Source organism: Variovorax paradoxus NBRC 15149 (assembly GCF_001591365.1).
Taxonomy (GTDB): Bacteria; Pseudomonadota; Gammaproteobacteria; order Burkholderiales; family Burkholderiaceae_C; genus Variovorax; species Variovorax paradoxus.
Genome location: NZ_BCUT01000007.1, coordinates 176,502 through 189,380, shown reverse-complemented (window position 1 = coordinate 189,380; position 12,879 = coordinate 176,502). Strand labels below are relative to the sequence as shown.

The 12,879-nt window shown below is 67.0% G+C and carries 15 protein-coding genes; 3 read left to right on the top strand and 12 right to left on the bottom strand.

Annotated elements, in window-relative coordinates; translation table 11 throughout:
- Positions 1-35 precede the first annotated feature (35 nt).
- The 5 genes from VPA02S_RS26495 to VPA02S_RS26475 all read right to left on the bottom strand — a co-directional run bounded on the left by VPA02S_RS26495 (position 36) and on the right by VPA02S_RS26475 (position 3,441).
- Positions 36-1,226, bottom strand: a complete 1,191-nt coding sequence (locus VPA02S_RS26495) for an MFS transporter (protein ID WP_062366613.1) — start codon at positions 1,224-1,226, stop codon at positions 36-38.
- Positions 1,226-2,338: a chorismate synthase gene (gene aroC, locus VPA02S_RS26490; RefSeq protein ID WP_012748456.1), complete on the bottom strand. Its 1,113-nt coding sequence runs from the start codon at positions 2,336-2,338 to the stop codon at positions 1,226-1,228. Before aroC ends, VPA02S_RS26495 begins: the two co-directional genes overlap by 1 nt.
- Before the next feature lie 32 nt (positions 2,339-2,370).
- The gene (locus tag VPA02S_RS26485) at positions 2,371-2,556 is read right to left on the bottom strand and encodes a hypothetical protein (protein ID WP_062366612.1); all 186 of its coding nucleotides are present in this window, start codon (positions 2,554-2,556) and stop codon (positions 2,371-2,373) included.
- 79 nt (positions 2,557-2,635) lie between these two features.
- A complete protein-coding gene (locus VPA02S_RS26480; protein ID WP_062366610.1) occupies positions 2,636-3,106 on the bottom strand; it encodes an SRPBCC family protein in 471 nt (156 codons plus the stop codon).
- Positions 2,995-3,441, bottom strand: a complete 447-nt coding sequence (locus VPA02S_RS26475) for an ArsR/SmtB family transcription factor (protein ID WP_062366608.1) — start codon at positions 3,439-3,441, stop codon at positions 2,995-2,997. The genes VPA02S_RS26480 and VPA02S_RS26475 overlap by 112 nt, the downstream gene beginning before the upstream one ends.
- A 128-nt stretch (positions 3,442-3,569) precedes the next feature.
- Here VPA02S_RS26475 and VPA02S_RS26470 point away from each other — a divergent pair, with 128 nt between their 5' ends.
- Complete coding sequence (locus tag VPA02S_RS26470) at positions 3,570-3,992, top strand: cupin domain-containing protein (RefSeq protein WP_062366606.1); 423 nt, start codon at positions 3,570-3,572, stop codon at positions 3,990-3,992.
- Positions 3,993-3,998: 6 nt separating this feature from the next.
- Here the strand turns inward: VPA02S_RS26470 and rhmD are convergent, their stop codons facing one another.
- From rhmD to VPA02S_RS26450, 4 genes are read right to left on the bottom strand one after another with little or no spacing between them, the layout of a single operon-like run.
- Entirely contained in the window at positions 3,999-5,186 is a 1,188-nt protein-coding gene (rhmD, locus tag VPA02S_RS26465; protein WP_062366604.1) for an L-rhamnonate dehydratase, read from the bottom strand.
- A 41-nt stretch (positions 5,187-5,227) separates the two neighbouring features.
- Complete coding sequence (locus tag VPA02S_RS26460; RefSeq protein ID WP_062366602.1) at positions 5,228-6,535, bottom strand: MFS transporter; 1,308 nt, start codon at positions 6,533-6,535, stop codon at positions 5,228-5,230.
- Between the two features lie 56 nt (positions 6,536-6,591).
- Positions 6,592-7,353, bottom strand: a complete 762-nt coding sequence (locus VPA02S_RS26455; RefSeq protein WP_062366600.1) for an SDR family NAD(P)-dependent oxidoreductase — start codon at positions 7,351-7,353, stop codon at positions 6,592-6,594.
- The gene (locus VPA02S_RS26450; RefSeq protein ID WP_062366598.1) at positions 7,350-8,207 is read right to left on the bottom strand and encodes a fumarylacetoacetate hydrolase family protein; all 858 of its coding nucleotides are present in this window, start codon (positions 8,205-8,207) and stop codon (positions 7,350-7,352) included. Before VPA02S_RS26450 ends, VPA02S_RS26455 begins: the two co-directional genes overlap by 4 nt.
- Before the next feature lie 86 nt (positions 8,208-8,293).
- Here VPA02S_RS26450 and VPA02S_RS26445 point away from each other — a divergent pair, with 86 nt between their 5' ends.
- Positions 8,294-9,268 (top strand): LysR family transcriptional regulator, encoded by a 975-nt coding sequence (locus VPA02S_RS26445; RefSeq protein WP_062366596.1) that lies wholly within the window; start codon positions 8,294-8,296, stop codon positions 9,266-9,268.
- A 74-nt stretch (positions 9,269-9,342) separates the two neighbouring features.
- Positions 9,343-9,927 (top strand): GbsR/MarR family transcriptional regulator, encoded by a 585-nt coding sequence (locus VPA02S_RS26440; RefSeq protein ID WP_062366594.1) that lies wholly within the window; start codon positions 9,343-9,345, stop codon positions 9,925-9,927.
- A gap of 9 nt (positions 9,928-9,936) precedes the next feature.
- Here VPA02S_RS26440 and cydX read toward each other — a convergent pair whose 3' ends face one another.
- From cydX to VPA02S_RS26425, 3 genes are read right to left on the bottom strand one after another with little or no spacing between them, the layout of a single operon-like run.
- Positions 9,937-10,086: a cytochrome bd-I oxidase subunit CydX gene (cydX, locus tag VPA02S_RS26435; RefSeq protein ID WP_012748462.1), complete on the bottom strand. Its 150-nt coding sequence runs from the start codon at positions 10,084-10,086 to the stop codon at positions 9,937-9,939.
- 14 nt (positions 10,087-10,100) lie between these two features.
- Complete coding sequence (gene cydB, locus VPA02S_RS26430; protein ID WP_062366592.1) at positions 10,101-11,255, bottom strand: cytochrome d ubiquinol oxidase subunit II; 1,155 nt, start codon at positions 11,253-11,255, stop codon at positions 10,101-10,103.
- The gene (locus VPA02S_RS26425; RefSeq protein WP_062366590.1) at positions 11,252-12,856 is read right to left on the bottom strand and encodes a cytochrome ubiquinol oxidase subunit I; all 1,605 of its coding nucleotides are present in this window, start codon (positions 12,854-12,856) and stop codon (positions 11,252-11,254) included. Before VPA02S_RS26425 ends, cydB begins: the two co-directional genes overlap by 4 nt.
- Positions 12,857-12,879: the final 23 nt, after the last annotated feature.

Sequence of the window (12,879 nt, the reverse complement as noted above, 5' to 3'; positions counted from 1 at the left end):
TTGCGGTGCAACGCGGCTTTCTTTTTGCGTGAGTGCTAGGCGGCGCGCGTTGCCGCCCCCTCCAGCCTCACCACCCGCCAGGCACACAGGCTCCCCACCGCCGCCAGCACAGCCGCCAGCGCGAACATGGTCCTGTACCCCAGCTCCTGCGCCACCGCACCACCGAGCAGCACGCCCAGCACACCACCGAACCCGTAGCCGATCACGGTGAAGAGCGCCTGCCCGCGTCCGCGCAGCCGGCCGGGAAAGCGCCGCGACACCACGGCGATACAGGTCGTGTGGTGCGCCGCAAAGCTCAGCGCATGCAGCCATTGCGCGACGACGAGCGCCGCGATCGAGCCGCCCAGCCCGGCCGTGAGGCCCAGCCGCGCCACGGCGGCAATGCCGCACACCAGCATCCAGCGCGGCATCGGCAAGAGGCCGATGAGCCGCCCCTGCAGGAAGAACCAGACGATCTCGGCCACCACCGACAGCGCCCACAGCAGGCCGATGATGCTCTTGCCGTAGCCCAGCGAATCGAGGTACAGCGAGAAGAAGGCATAGACCGAGAAGTGCGACATCACCTGGAAGAACAGCGATGCGAAGAACCACCGCACCGCAGGAATGCGCAGCACCGGGCCGATCGGCTCCCTGGCCGCGTCGTGCGCCGCCACCGGCTCGCGGATGTCGGGCAGCTTCATGGTCGCGATCAGCACGACGGCCAGCGTGCCCGCGGCCCAGGCCGGAAAGTGCTTCATGCCGAAGCGCTCGAACCACTCGCCCGCAAAGAACACGGTCACCAGGAAGCCGGCCGAGCCGCAGAGCCGGATGCGCCCGTAGCGCCCCCAGTCGCCCGCCACCAGCTGCGCCATGGCAGCCTCGGTGAGCGACATCATCGAGCTGGTGTGGGTGAACATCACCAGCAGCACCAGCGCCAGCCACCAGGCGCCGCCATGCCACCAGAGCCCGAAGGAGCTGGCGAGCGCCACCGCGGCGCTGAAGCGCAGCAGCTTCACGCGCTGCCCCGTGTGGTCGCTGAGCGCGCCCCAGGCATAGGGCGCGAACACGCGCGTGATCGACTGCACCGAGGCCAGCAGGCTGATCGTGAAGATCGGCAGCCCCAGGTCCTTGAGCCACAGCGGCAGGTACGGGTTGAAGAAACCGATGTGCGCGAAATAGCTGGCCGACAGACCAGCGAACGCCAGCAGGTGGCCGCGCCCGGCGGCCACAGGCGGCGCGGTAGACACTAGAGAAAGGACGCCTGCGGCGAGGCGGATTCCGGCTTCTCGGCTTGCGTTTGCACATCACCGCACTGCGCGCGGTTGCGCAGCACGTGCTCCATGACCACGAGCGCAAGCATGGCCTCGGCGATGGGCGTCGCGCGAATGCCGACGCACGGATCGTGGCGGCCCTTGGTGACCACCTCGACGGGGTTGTTGTGGATGTCGATGGACTGGCGCGGGCTGATGATCGAGCTGGTGGGCTTGATCGCGATGCTCACTTCGAGGTCTTGCCCCGAGCTGATGCCGCCCAGGATGCCACCCGCGTTGTTGGTGACGAAGCCGGTGGGCGTGATCGAATCGCCGTGCGTGGTGCCGCGCTGCGTGATGCTCTCGAAGCCGGCGCCGATCTCCACCGCCTTCACGGCGTTGATGCCCATCATCGCGTAGGCGATCTCGGCGTCGAGCTTGTCGAACAGCGGTTCGCCCAAACCGATGGGCACGTTGCCGGCCGTCACGCGGATGCGCGCGCCGCAGGAGTCGCCGGCCTTGCGCAAGCGGTCCATGTAGGCCTCGAGCTCGCTCACGTCGGCCATCGGCGCGAAGAAGGGATTGGCGGGCACATGGTCCCAGCTCTCGAACGGAATGGCGATCTCGCCGATCTGTGTCATGCAGCCGCGAAACACCATGCCGTATTTTTCGGCCAGCCACTTCTTGGCGACCGCGCCCGCCGCCACCATGGGCGCCGTGAGCCGCGCCGAAGAGCGCCCGCCGCCGCGCGGGTCGCGGATGCCGTATTTCTTCCAGTAGGTGAAGTCGGCGTGGCCGGGGCGGAACTGCTGGGCGATCTGGCCGTAGTCCTTGCTGCGCTGGTCGGTGTTCTGGATCAGCAGCGCAATCGGGGTGCCGGTGGTCTTGCCTTCGTAGACGCCGGAAAGGATCTGCACCGCGTCGGGCTCGTTGCGCTGGGTGACGTGGCGGCTGGTGCCGGGGCGGCGGCGGTCGAGGTCGCCCTGGATGTCGGCCTCGCTCAGTTCCATGCCCGGCGGGCAGCCGTCGATGACGCAGCCGATGGCCGGGCCATGCGACTCGCCGAAATTGGTGACCGCGAAGAGAGTTCCGAAGGTGTTGCCGCTCATGGTGGGGATTATCCCTACAAAGCGGCGGCCACTCAGTCCGTCGTGTTTTCCGTGCGCCTGGTGAGCGTGCCCAGCTGCAGTTCGATGGCAAAGAGCCGTTCGTTCAGCACGGCAGTCTGCAGCCGTATGGCCTCGACGATGGCCTTGGTCTGCGGGTCCGAGGTGTTGTCGGCCAGTTCTGCCAGGTCGTGCAGCTTCTTGCGAAGTTCGTTGCTCATGGGAGGCTCCGTTCATCGTCTCGTCGTGGAGGCCCCAGTATGGGTCTTCGCCAGCGCGCCGGCAATGCGTGAAAGCCGCTCAGGCGCCCTGATGCTGCCCTGCCAACCACTTCCCGAGCTTGCCCATGGCGCCGGTCCAGCCATGGCTGTGCCCGTCGCGCGCGGCCTCGTCGAAGAACTGCTCGTGCAGCAGGACCAGTTCGCAGCCATTGCCGTCGGGCTCGATGCGCACCGTGACGCGCGACTCGCGCTCCGGCGTGCTGCGCCAGGCCCAGCTGAAGACCAGCTTGCGGTTGGGCACAAGCTCCAGGTAGGTGCCGCTCACGTCGTGCGTCTCGCCGTCGGCCGCGCGCATGGCCACCCGAAAGCGCCCGCCCACGCGCAGGTCGACTTCGGCCAGCGGCACGGAAACGATTTCTTCAGGGCCGAACCAGGCCTTCAGCGCTTGCGGGTCGGTCCACGCGCGCCAGACTTTTTCGGGGGCGACGGGGTAGTGCCTGCGGAGGGTGAGCGAGGGTCGCTCGGTGGCGGGGGCGGCAGCTTTTGCCATTCGGTCTCCTCTTGGTGGTAGAGAAAGCGCGCCAGTGCATCGAGGCGCCCGGTCCAGAATTTCTCATAGCGCGACAACCACACGGCAGCCTCCTGCATGGGGTGCGGCGAGAGCTCGCAGCGCACGATGCGGCCCTCTTTCGTGCGCGAGATGAGCCCGGCGTCCTCCAGCACCCGCAGGTGCTTCATGAAGCCGGTCAGCGACATGCCATGCGGCTCGGCCAGTTCGGTCACGCTGAGGCTGCGCTCGCCCAGGGTTTCCAGCACCGTGCGGCGCGTGGGGTCGGAGAGCGCGGCAAAGACGGCGTCGAGCGTGGCATTGTCTGAGTGAACCATGTGGTTGAGTATCCTGGCGCACCGCGGGGGCGTCAAGCGATGCCCGCATCAGCCCTTCGCGGCCGGTGTCTTTGGGAACGCTTTATGCGTGCCGCACCATCACCACCACTGCCGCGAAGGAGCGCCCCATGCTGGACCGAACCGCCACCCAGTTCTCCCACGTCAAGCCCGGCGACACCGCGTACGTCTCGGGCGGCCTGCGCGATTTCTTTCTCTACCGCGACCTCGGCATTGCCGAGGCCACCAACGGCAAGGTCATCGCGCACCTCGTCAAGGCCAACATGGCACCGGAAACGGGCACCGGCTGGCACCGCCACGAGGCCGACTTCCAGATCGTGATCATGCTCAAGGGCTGGGCCCGCTTCATGTACGAGGACAAGGAAACGCGGGTCGAGGCCGGCGACGTGGTGCACCAGCGGCCGGGCATCCGGCACTTCCTGTTCGACTACTCGCCCGACATGGAATACCTGGAGATCGTCTCGCCGGCCGACTTCAAGAGCATCGACGTCGACCCGGTGTGCGAGATTCCGCCGCCCACGCCGTGGGTCTAGGGGCGCTCATCTGGGAAAGGGGCGGTACAGCGCGCAGTCGGGGTTCAAGCGCACGCCGAATCCCGGCGCATCGAGCGCGGAGGCCTTCATGCGGCCATTGACCGGCACCGGCTCGTCCAGCAGTTGGGGGTTGAACATCGGCACCACCTCGTCGGCCTTCGGCGCCATCATCAGGAACTCGGCGAACGGGCTGTTGTGGCGCGTGATGACGAAGTGGTAGCTGTAGACCGACGAGCCGTGCGGCACCACCAGCTTGCCGTGCGCATCGGCCAGGTTCGAGATCTTGATCAGCTCGGTGATGCCGCCGCACCAGCCTACGTCAGGCTGCAGGATGTCGCAGCACTCCATCTCGAGCAGCAGCCGGAAGCCCCAGCGCGTGGCTTCGTGCTCCCCGGTGCTCACCAGCAGGCCGCGCGGTACGTTGCGGCGCAGCTCGGCGTAGCCCCAGTAGTCGTCGGGCGACAGCGCTTCCTCGATCCACTTGAGGCCGAACTCGTTGCGCGCGGCTGTCGCCAGGCGCGTGGCGTATTCCACGTCCAGGCTCATCCAGCAGTCCAGCATGAGCCAGAAGTCGGAGCCCACCTTGGCACGCATGTCGGCCAGCATCTCGAGGTTCTTCTTGAGGCCCTCCTCGCGCTCGGCGGGCCCATGGTGCAGCGGCATCTTGCCGCCGATGAACCCCATCTCCTTCGCCAGGTCCGGCCGGGCGCCGGTGGCGTAGAAAGTCAGTTCGTCGCGCACCGGGCCGCCCAGCAGCGCATGGACCGGTTCCTTGCGGACCTTGGCCAGCAGGTCCCACAGCGCCAGGTCGACCCCCGAGATGGTGTTAAGCACGATGCCCTTGCGCCCATAGAACAGCGTGGCGTTGTACATCTGGTCCCAGATCTTCTCGATGTCGGTCACCCGGGCGCCCTCGATGAAGCGGGCCAGGTGCTTCTCGACGATCCAGCAGCCGAGATCGCCGCCGGTCGTCACCGAGAAGCCGACGGTGCCGTCGCTGGCCTCGATCTCCACCACCAGCGTGCCCAGCACGTTGAGGCCGAAGCTGCGGCGGCTCTGCCGGTACTCGGGGTACTTGCTCATCGGCGTGGAGATGTGGTCGTCGATCCAGTGGCCATCGGCCTGGTCGTGGTAGTCGGCGCCGCCACCGCGGAGGGTGAAGGCACGCACGTGCTTGATCGTGGGCATGCTCATGGGGAATCCTTTCGTCGAGCAGAGAGTGATGAAGGGCGGCGCTACGCGGCAGCCTCTGCTGCGGCGCTGCGCGTCTGGCGCAGTGCCAGGAACAGCGTGGCGCCGATCACCGTGGTCGCGGCCAGCAGGTTGAGCCCGGCACTGGGCGATGCGAAGGCATGCTCGGCCCAGGTCTTGACGTTCGGAGCGACAAAGCCGCCCATCGCGCCGAGCGAATTGATCAGCGCAATCCCGCCCGCCGCCGCCGCGCCGCCGAGGTAGGCGGTGGGGAAGCTCCAGAACACGGGCTGCACCGCAATGAAGCCGGCGGCCGCAAAGCACAGCGCGACCAGTGCCACCAGCGGCGAGGCGGCATTGACCGACACCGCGATGCCGGCCGCCGAAACCGCCAGCACCACCAGCGCGATCAACGCATGCTGGCCGCTGCGCTCGGCCAGGCGCGGCACGAAGTACGCGGCCGCCAATGCGCAGACCCAGGGAATGGCGGTGACGAAGCCCACCAGCAGCCCCACGTTCTTGCCGAGCAGCGCCGCCACCTGGGTCGGCAGGTAGAACACCACGCCATAGACGCTGACCTGGATCAGGAAGTAGATCAGCGAAAGAAACAGCACGCGGCCATTGGTCAGCGCCTTCAGCACCGTGGCGGGGCCGTGCGCGGTCTTCTGTTCTTCTTCGGCGTCGATGGCGCGCTCCAGCGTCTGGCGCTCTTCGGCGGACAGCCAGCGCGCGTCGAGCGGCTTGTTGTCCAGGTACCAGTAGGCCCACACGCCGACCAGCGACGCCATCACGCCTTCGACCAGGAACAGCCACTGCCAGCCCTTCAGGTCCCACACGCCGTTCAGTTCGAGCAGCAGGCCGGAGAGCGGGCTGCCGAAGATGAACGCGAGCGGCGCGCCGAAATAGAACATGCCGATCACGCGTGTGCGCGCCTTGGCCGGGAACCACCGCGTGAGAAAGTAGATGACGCCTGGGAAGAAGCCCGCCTCGGCAACGCCGAGCAGAAAGCGCAGGACATAGAAGCTGGTCTCGTTGTGCGCGAACATGAGTGCGGCCGAGACGAGGCCCCAGGTCACCATGATCCGGCACATCCAGACGCGCGCGCCGACGCGATGCATGATCAGGTTGCTCGGCACTTCGAACAGCGCATAGCCGATGAAGAAGACGCCGGCGCCGAAGGCGAACACGGCGTCCGAAAGGCCGGTGTCGAGCTGGAAGGCTTTCTTGGCAAAGCCGACGTTGGCACGGTCGAGAAAGGCCAGCACGTACATCAGCAGCAAGAAGGGCACCAGGCGGCGGATTGCCTTGGCGATCACCTTGTCGAGCGCGGTGCTCGTAGCGATGGAATTCATGATTGAGGTCTCCGTTATTTGTGTTTGTTGGTTCGCGGCATGCCGGCCGCACGGCTTCAATAGGTGGCGCGGCCTCCCGAGGCGTCGAACACGCTGCCCGTGGTGAACGAGCACTCCTCGCTCGCGAGCCAGCCGATCACCGCCGCGATCTCGTCGACCGTGCCGAAGCGCCCCATCGGGATCTTCGACAACATGAACTCGATGTGCTGGGGCGACATCTGGTCGAAGATCGCGGTCTTCACTGCCGCCGGCGTCACGGCATTGACCGTGATGTTGGCCTTGGCGAGCTCCTTGCCGAGCGACTTGGTCAGCCCGATCACTGCCGCCTTCGATGCGCTGTAGGCCGAGGCGTTGGGATTGCCTTCCTTGCCCGCCACCGAGGCCACGTTGACGATGCGGCCGTAGTTGCCCGCCTGCATGTACGGCAGCACCGCGCGGTTGCAATAGAAGAGCCCGTTCAGGTTGACGTCGACCACCCGCCGCCACTGGTCCACCGGGTACTCCGCCAGCGGCACGTTGGGCCCGGTGATGCCCGCGCAGGCCACGAGCACGTCGATGCCGCCGCCGAGCTGCGCGGCCGAGGCGGCGGCCGCTGCCTCGACCTCCGCCCAGTCGGCCACGTTCACCGGGACTGCGGAAGCCCTGGCACCAAGCGCGGCGCACGCCTGGTCCAGCGCTTGCTGGTTCATGTCCCACAGGCTCACGGAGCCGCCTTCGGCGACGAAGCGCGTGGCAAAGGTCAGGCCGATGCCGGCGGCGCCGCCGGTGACGACGGCGCGGCGGCCGGCGAAGCGGTTGGCGTAGGAAGCGGCAGTCATGCGGCCTCCTTCCATGCGACCACGGTCTGCCTCTGCGTGCCGAGCCTGTCGATGCCCAGGGTCATCACGTCGCCGGCCTTCAGGTACACCGGCTCGGGCTTCATGCCCATGCCAACGCCGGGCGGCGTGCCGGTGGTGACGACGTCGCCCGGCATCAGCGTCATGAACTCGCTCAGGTAGCTCAGGATGGTTGCGCAGTCGAACACCATCGTGCCGGTGCTGCCGGTCTGGCGGCGCTGGCCGTTCACGTCGAGCCACATGCCCAGCTGCTGCGCATCCCCCACTTCGTCGCGCGTCACGAGCCAGGGGCCGATCGGCCCGAAGGTGTCGCAGCCCTTGCCCTTGTCCCAGGTGCCGCCGCGCTCGATCTGGAAGGCGCGCTCGGACACGTCGTTGACGAGCACGTAGCCCGCAATGTGCTCCAGCGCGCGCTTCCTGGGCACATAGCTTGCGCGCGTGCCGACCACGAAGCCCAGCTCCACCTCCCAGTCCGTCTTGGCCGATCCGCGGGGAATGGTGACTTCGTCGTTGGGGCCGACGATGCAGGACGTCGCCTTGGTGAACACGGTCGGCTCGGTCGGCAGCGGCAGGTTCGATTCGGCCGCATGGTCCGCGTAGTTCAGGCCGATCGCGATGAACTTGCCGATGTTCGCAACCGGCGCACCCAGCCGCGGCTGGCCAGGCACGGCCGGAAAGCCTTGCGGGTCGAGCGCCGCGAGCTTTGCCAGGCTCGCGGGCGAAAGCACTTCGCCGGTGATGTCGGGCGCAAAGGACGACAGGTCCCGAAGGATCCCGTCGGCGTCGAGCAGGCCCGGTCGCTCCTGGCCCGCGGGGCCATATCGCAGCAGTCTCATGTTGTCTCCTTGGTGTTCGATGGCCTGGACTCTAGAAGCCGCCGCCATTACGATCCAATCGAAAATTTGTCATGAGCATTTCCAAAATGGAATATCGAATCGACAGCCCGAACAGCGCGCCCCGGCTCATCAATCGCCTGCGCCTGAAGCACTGGGCGCTTCTCGCCGCGCTGGCCGAGAGCCCGGTGCTCGCCCAGGCCGCGTCCGCGATCAGCGTGACGCAGCCTTCGGCCACCAAGATGCTGGCGGACATCGAATCGGCCTTCCGGTTTCCATTGTTCGAGCGCCACTCGCGAGGGCTGCGCCCCACGCCGCTCGGAGAAGAAGTCGTCGCCTATGCGCGCCAGTCACAGGCCGGCCTGTCCCGCTTCCTCGAAGGCCTGGAGATCAAGCGCCGCGGCGGCCACGGACAGCTGGTCATCGGCGCGATCATGGGCGCGGCTCCCGACCTCGTTGCACGTGCGATGGCCGAGATCAAGCGCGAGCGCCCGCTCCTGAACGTCCGCATCCTCGGCGAGACCAGCGATCAGGTCGGCGCCCTGCTGGAGCGGCACGAGATCGAATTCGCCGTCGGGCGCTTCTCCTCGCTCAAGCAGCACAACACCTTTGCCTTCGCACCGCTGGCCAACGAGACCATGCAGGTGGTGGTGCGGCGCGGGCACCCTTGCGCACGCCAGCGCGGCCTGACGCTCGAGGCGCTCACGGCCTGGCCCTGGATTCTTCAGCCGCTGACCAGCCCGGCGCGGCAACTGATGGAGGAGGAATTCACCTCGGTGGGACGGAGCACGCCGGCCAACCTCGTGGAATGCGCGTCGGTCTTCGCCACCTTGCAATTGCTGCAGGCCAGCGACGCGGTGGGTGCCCTGCCGGAATCCGTCGTGCGCGACCACGTGCGCGCGAAGCTGCTGCGCGTGCTGCCCGTGCCCATCGGCAAGGACCTGAAGGGCTTTGGCGTGCTGACGCGCATCGGCGAGCCGCTGTCGGAGACGGCCGCGACCTTCATCGCGCACCTGCGGCGCTTCGCCGATGCCCAAGCACAGGCGCAGGCACAGGCCGCCTGAACGCGATCGGCCTCCCATCCCCGAAAGATTCAGTCTTTCTTGAAGCTACAGCAATTCGCAACGAAAATCTGCGGATGCCCACCGCCACCCTTCCCCCGCTCAGCCGCCAGTTCGTCGCTCACTTCGGCGAGATGGGCAGCAAGTGGGGCATCAACCGCACCGTCGGCCAGATCTATGCGCTGATCTTCATTTCCGAGCATGCGCTCAATGCCGACGAGATTGCCGAGCTGCTGGAGTTCTCGCGCTCCAACGTGAGCATGGGCCTGAAGGAACTGCAGGCGTGGCGGCTGGTGCATCTGCGCCACCACCCCGGCGACCGGCGCGAGTATTTCGAGGCGCCGGCGGATGTGTGGGAGATCTTTCGCGTGCTGGCCGAGGAGCGCCGCCGCCGCGAGATCGAGCCGACGCTTTCGATGCTGCGCAGCGCGCTGCTCGAATCCCCCGCGAGCGATGCCGAGCGCCACGCGCAGGAGCGCATGCGCGAGATGCACGACCTGATCGACCGGCTCATGAAGTGGTTCGACGACGTCCAGCGGCTCGCGCCCGAAACCGCAATGCAGCTGATGGGCATGGGCGCCACCGTGACCAAGGTGCTGAGCCTCAAGGACCGCATCACCGGCAGCGCGCCCAAGAAGAAGAAAAAGCCGGCCGCCGGCTGAGCGGCTTCGTCAGAGCCGCTCCTGCCCCTGCGGCGCTTCGGGCAATGCGAGCTTCTCCTTGCGGATGGCATCGTCGTCCATCAGTTCGTACCACATGGCGTTGAGCACGGCGAAGGCGGCCGCCAGCGGCAGGCCGAGGATCCAGGCGAAGTACCACATATTTTTTGCTCCGTTCAGTACGCGTGTCCGCTCTCTTCGCGGATGGCTTCTTCGTCGACCTTGCCCCACAGCACGTGGTAGACCCAGGTGGTGTAGGCCACGATGATGGGAATGAAGAAACCCGTGACCACCAGCATGATGAACAGCGTGAGGTGGCTCGACGATGCGTCCCACACCGTGAGGCTCGCGCGCGGGTCGATCGACGACGGCAGGATGAACGGGAACATCGAGGCGCCCACGCTCAGGATGATGCCGGCAATGCCGAGCGCAGCCGCCAGCAGCGCCAGCACGGGCCGGCGCAGCAGCAGGCCCGCGAGCGCACCCAGCAGCCCGGCAAAGCCCGCCGCCGGCGCGGCCATGGTCCAGGGATGGGCCGCATAGTTGGCAAGCCATGCGCCCGCATGCAGCTCGACGGTCTTCAGGAGCGGATTGGACGGCCCCGTCATCTGGGCGGCGCTGGTGATGCGGTAGCCGCCGATGGCCGATGCCATCCACACGCCCGCCAGCGCATACAGCACGATGCCCGCCACCGCGGCAACGCTGCCATAGAGGCGCGCGCGCTCGGCCACCGGGCCCGCGGTCTTGAGCTGCAGCCATGCCGCGCCGTGCGTGACCATCATCGCCACCGACACCAGCCCGCACAGCAGCGCGAACGGATTGAGCTGCGCGAAGAAGCTGCCGTCGTAGTGAATGTGCATGTCGGTCGCAAAGCGAAACGGCACGCCCTGCAGCACGTTGCCCACGGCCACACCGAAGATCAGCGCGGGCACCAGGCCGCTGAAGAACAGCACCGCGTCCCAGCGCGCGCGCCAGGCCGGCTCCCCGCGCTTGCTGCGGAACTTGAAGGCCACGGGCCGCAGGATGAGCGCCGTGAGAATCACGAACATCGCCAGGTAGAAGCCCGAGAACGACACCGCATACAGCTGCGGCCAGGCCGCGAAGATCGAGCCGCCGCCAACGATCAGCCACACCTGGTTGCCCTCCCATACCGGGCCCACGCTGTTGATGACCAGGCGGCGCTCGAGGTCGGTGCGCGCGGCAAACGGCAGCAGGATGCCGCTTCCCAGGTCGAAGCCGTCAGTCACGGCAAAGCCGACCAGCAGCACGCCGATCAGCGCCCACCAGATGATTCGAAGCGTGTCGTAGTCGATGAGTTGATGCAGGATCATGAGGAACTCCCTGGCGCCGCCATGGCGCGAACTGGCGGAACATGGGACCGGGCTTCGCCGACATCGGGCGCATGCTCGGCCTCCGGCCCCTTGCGTATCACCTTGAGCAGCAGCTTCATCTCGATGATGAAGAGCGTGGTGTAGATCGCGATGAAGCCGCCAAGCGTGATGAGCAGCGTCTTCACGCCCAGATTCGACACGGCCACCGCCGTTGGCAGCACGCCTTCGATCACCCAGGGCTGGCGGCCGAACTCGGCCACCAGCCAGCCGGACTCGATGGCGATCCACGGCAGCGGGATGGCCAGCACCGCGGCCCTGAGCAGCCAGCGGTGGCGGTCGAGCCGGCGCCGCGCCGAAAGCACGAAGAAGGTGGCCGTCAGCACGATCAGCAGCATGCCGATGCCCACCATGATCCGGAACAGCCAGAACAGCGGCGCCACCTGCGGCACGGTGTCCCATGCGGCCTTGGCGATCTGCTCGGGCGTGGCGTTGCGCGGGTCGTCGACGTAGCGCTTGAGCAGCAGCGCATAGCCCATGTCGGTGCCGCCGTTCTCGAAGGCGTCGCGCACACCCTGCGGCACGGCCTGCGTGCTGCCGGCGGCGCGGATCTGCTGCAGCGCGTCGTAGGCCTTGATGCCTTCGCGGATGCGCACCTCGGCGCGCTTCACGAGCTCGTCGATGCCCGGGATCACGGTGTCGAGCGAGCGCGTGCCGATCAGCCCCATCACCGCCGGAATGTGGATGGCGTAGTGCGTCTCGCGCGCTTCCTGGTCGGGGAAGCCGAAGGCGGTGAAGGCCGCCGGCGCGGGGTGCGTTTCCCACATGGCCTCGATGGCGGCCAGCTTCATCTTCTGGTGCTCGGTCGACAGGTAGCCGCTCTCGTCGCCCAGCACCACCACCGACAGCGACGCCGCCAAGCCGAACGAGGCCGCGACCGTCATCGAGCGCTTGGCCAATTCAAGGTGGCGGCCCTTGAGCACATACCAGGCCGACACGCCAAGCACGAACACCGCCGCGCACACATAGCCCGCCGACACGGTGTGCACGAACTTGGCCTGCGCCACCGGATTGGTCAGCACCGCGAAGAAGTCGGTCACCTCCATGCGCATGGTCTGCGGGTTGAAGGCCGCGCCCACGGGGTTCTGCATCCAGCCGTTGGCAATGAGGATCCACAGCGCCGAGAAGTTGGAGCCGATGGCCACGGCCCAGGTCGCGACCAGGTGGCCCACCTTGGAGAGCTTGTCCCAGCCGAAGAAGAACAGCCCCACGAAGGTGGCTTCCATGAAGAAGGCCATCAGCCCCTCGATGGCCAGCGGCGCGCCGAAGATGTCGCCGACGTAGTGGCTGTAGTAGCTCCAGTTCATGCCGAACTGGAACTCCATCACCACGCCGGTGGCCACACCCATCGCAAAGTTGATGCCGAACAGCACGCCCCAGAACTTGGTCATGTCGCGCCAGATCACGCGGCCCGTCATCACGTAGACGGTTTCCATGACCGCGAGGATGATCGACAGCCCGAGCGTCAGCGGCACGAACAAAAAGTGGTAGAGCGCCGTGACGGCGAACTGAAGGCGCGATAGCGCGACGATGTCGAGGTCCATGGGGTGGCTTCCTTTTTGTGTTC

Excerpts from the sequence above, each read along its gene's own strand:
- cydB (WP_062366592.1), bottom strand. The coding sequence starts at position 11,255 with ATGATCCTGCATCAACTCATCGACTACGACACGCTTCGAATCATCTGG.
- VPA02S_RS26485 (WP_062366612.1), bottom strand. The coding sequence starts at position 2,556 with ATGAGCAACGAACTTCGCAAGAAGCTGCACGACCTGGCAGAACTGGCC.
- VPA02S_RS26440 (WP_062366594.1), top strand. The coding sequence starts at position 9,343 with ATGCCCACCGCCACCCTTCCCCCGCTCAGCCGCCAGTTCGTCGCTCAC.
- rhmD (WP_062366604.1), bottom strand. The coding sequence starts at position 5,186 with ATGAGCATGCCCACGATCAAGCACGTGCGTGCCTTCACCCTCCGCGGT.
- aroC (WP_012748456.1), bottom strand. The coding sequence starts at position 2,338 with ATGAGCGGCAACACCTTCGGAACTCTCTTCGCGGTCACCAATTTCGGC.
- VPA02S_RS26455 (WP_062366600.1), bottom strand. The coding sequence starts at position 7,353 with ATGACTGCCGCTTCCTACGCCAACCGCTTCGCCGGCCGCCGCGCCGTC.
- VPA02S_RS26445 (WP_062366596.1), top strand. The coding sequence starts at position 8,294 with ATGGAATATCGAATCGACAGCCCGAACAGCGCGCCCCGGCTCATCAAT.
- VPA02S_RS26450 (WP_062366598.1), bottom strand. The coding sequence starts at position 8,207 with ATGAGACTGCTGCGATATGGCCCCGCGGGCCAGGAGCGACCGGGCCTG.
- VPA02S_RS26425 (WP_062366590.1), bottom strand. The coding sequence starts at position 12,856 with ATGGACCTCGACATCGTCGCGCTATCGCGCCTTCAGTTCGCCGTCACG.
- VPA02S_RS26475 (WP_062366608.1), bottom strand. The coding sequence starts at position 3,441 with ATGGTTCACTCAGACAATGCCACGCTCGACGCCGTCTTTGCCGCGCTC.
- cydX (WP_012748462.1), bottom strand. The coding sequence starts at position 10,086 with ATGTGGTACTTCGCCTGGATCCTCGGCCTGCCGCTGGCGGCCGCCTTC.
- VPA02S_RS26480 (WP_062366610.1), bottom strand. The coding sequence starts at position 3,106 with ATGGCAAAAGCTGCCGCCCCCGCCACCGAGCGACCCTCGCTCACCCTC.
- VPA02S_RS26470 (WP_062366606.1), top strand. The coding sequence starts at position 3,570 with ATGCTGGACCGAACCGCCACCCAGTTCTCCCACGTCAAGCCCGGCGAC.
- VPA02S_RS26460 (WP_062366602.1), bottom strand. The coding sequence starts at position 6,535 with ATGAATTCCATCGCTACGAGCACCGCGCTCGACAAGGTGATCGCCAAG.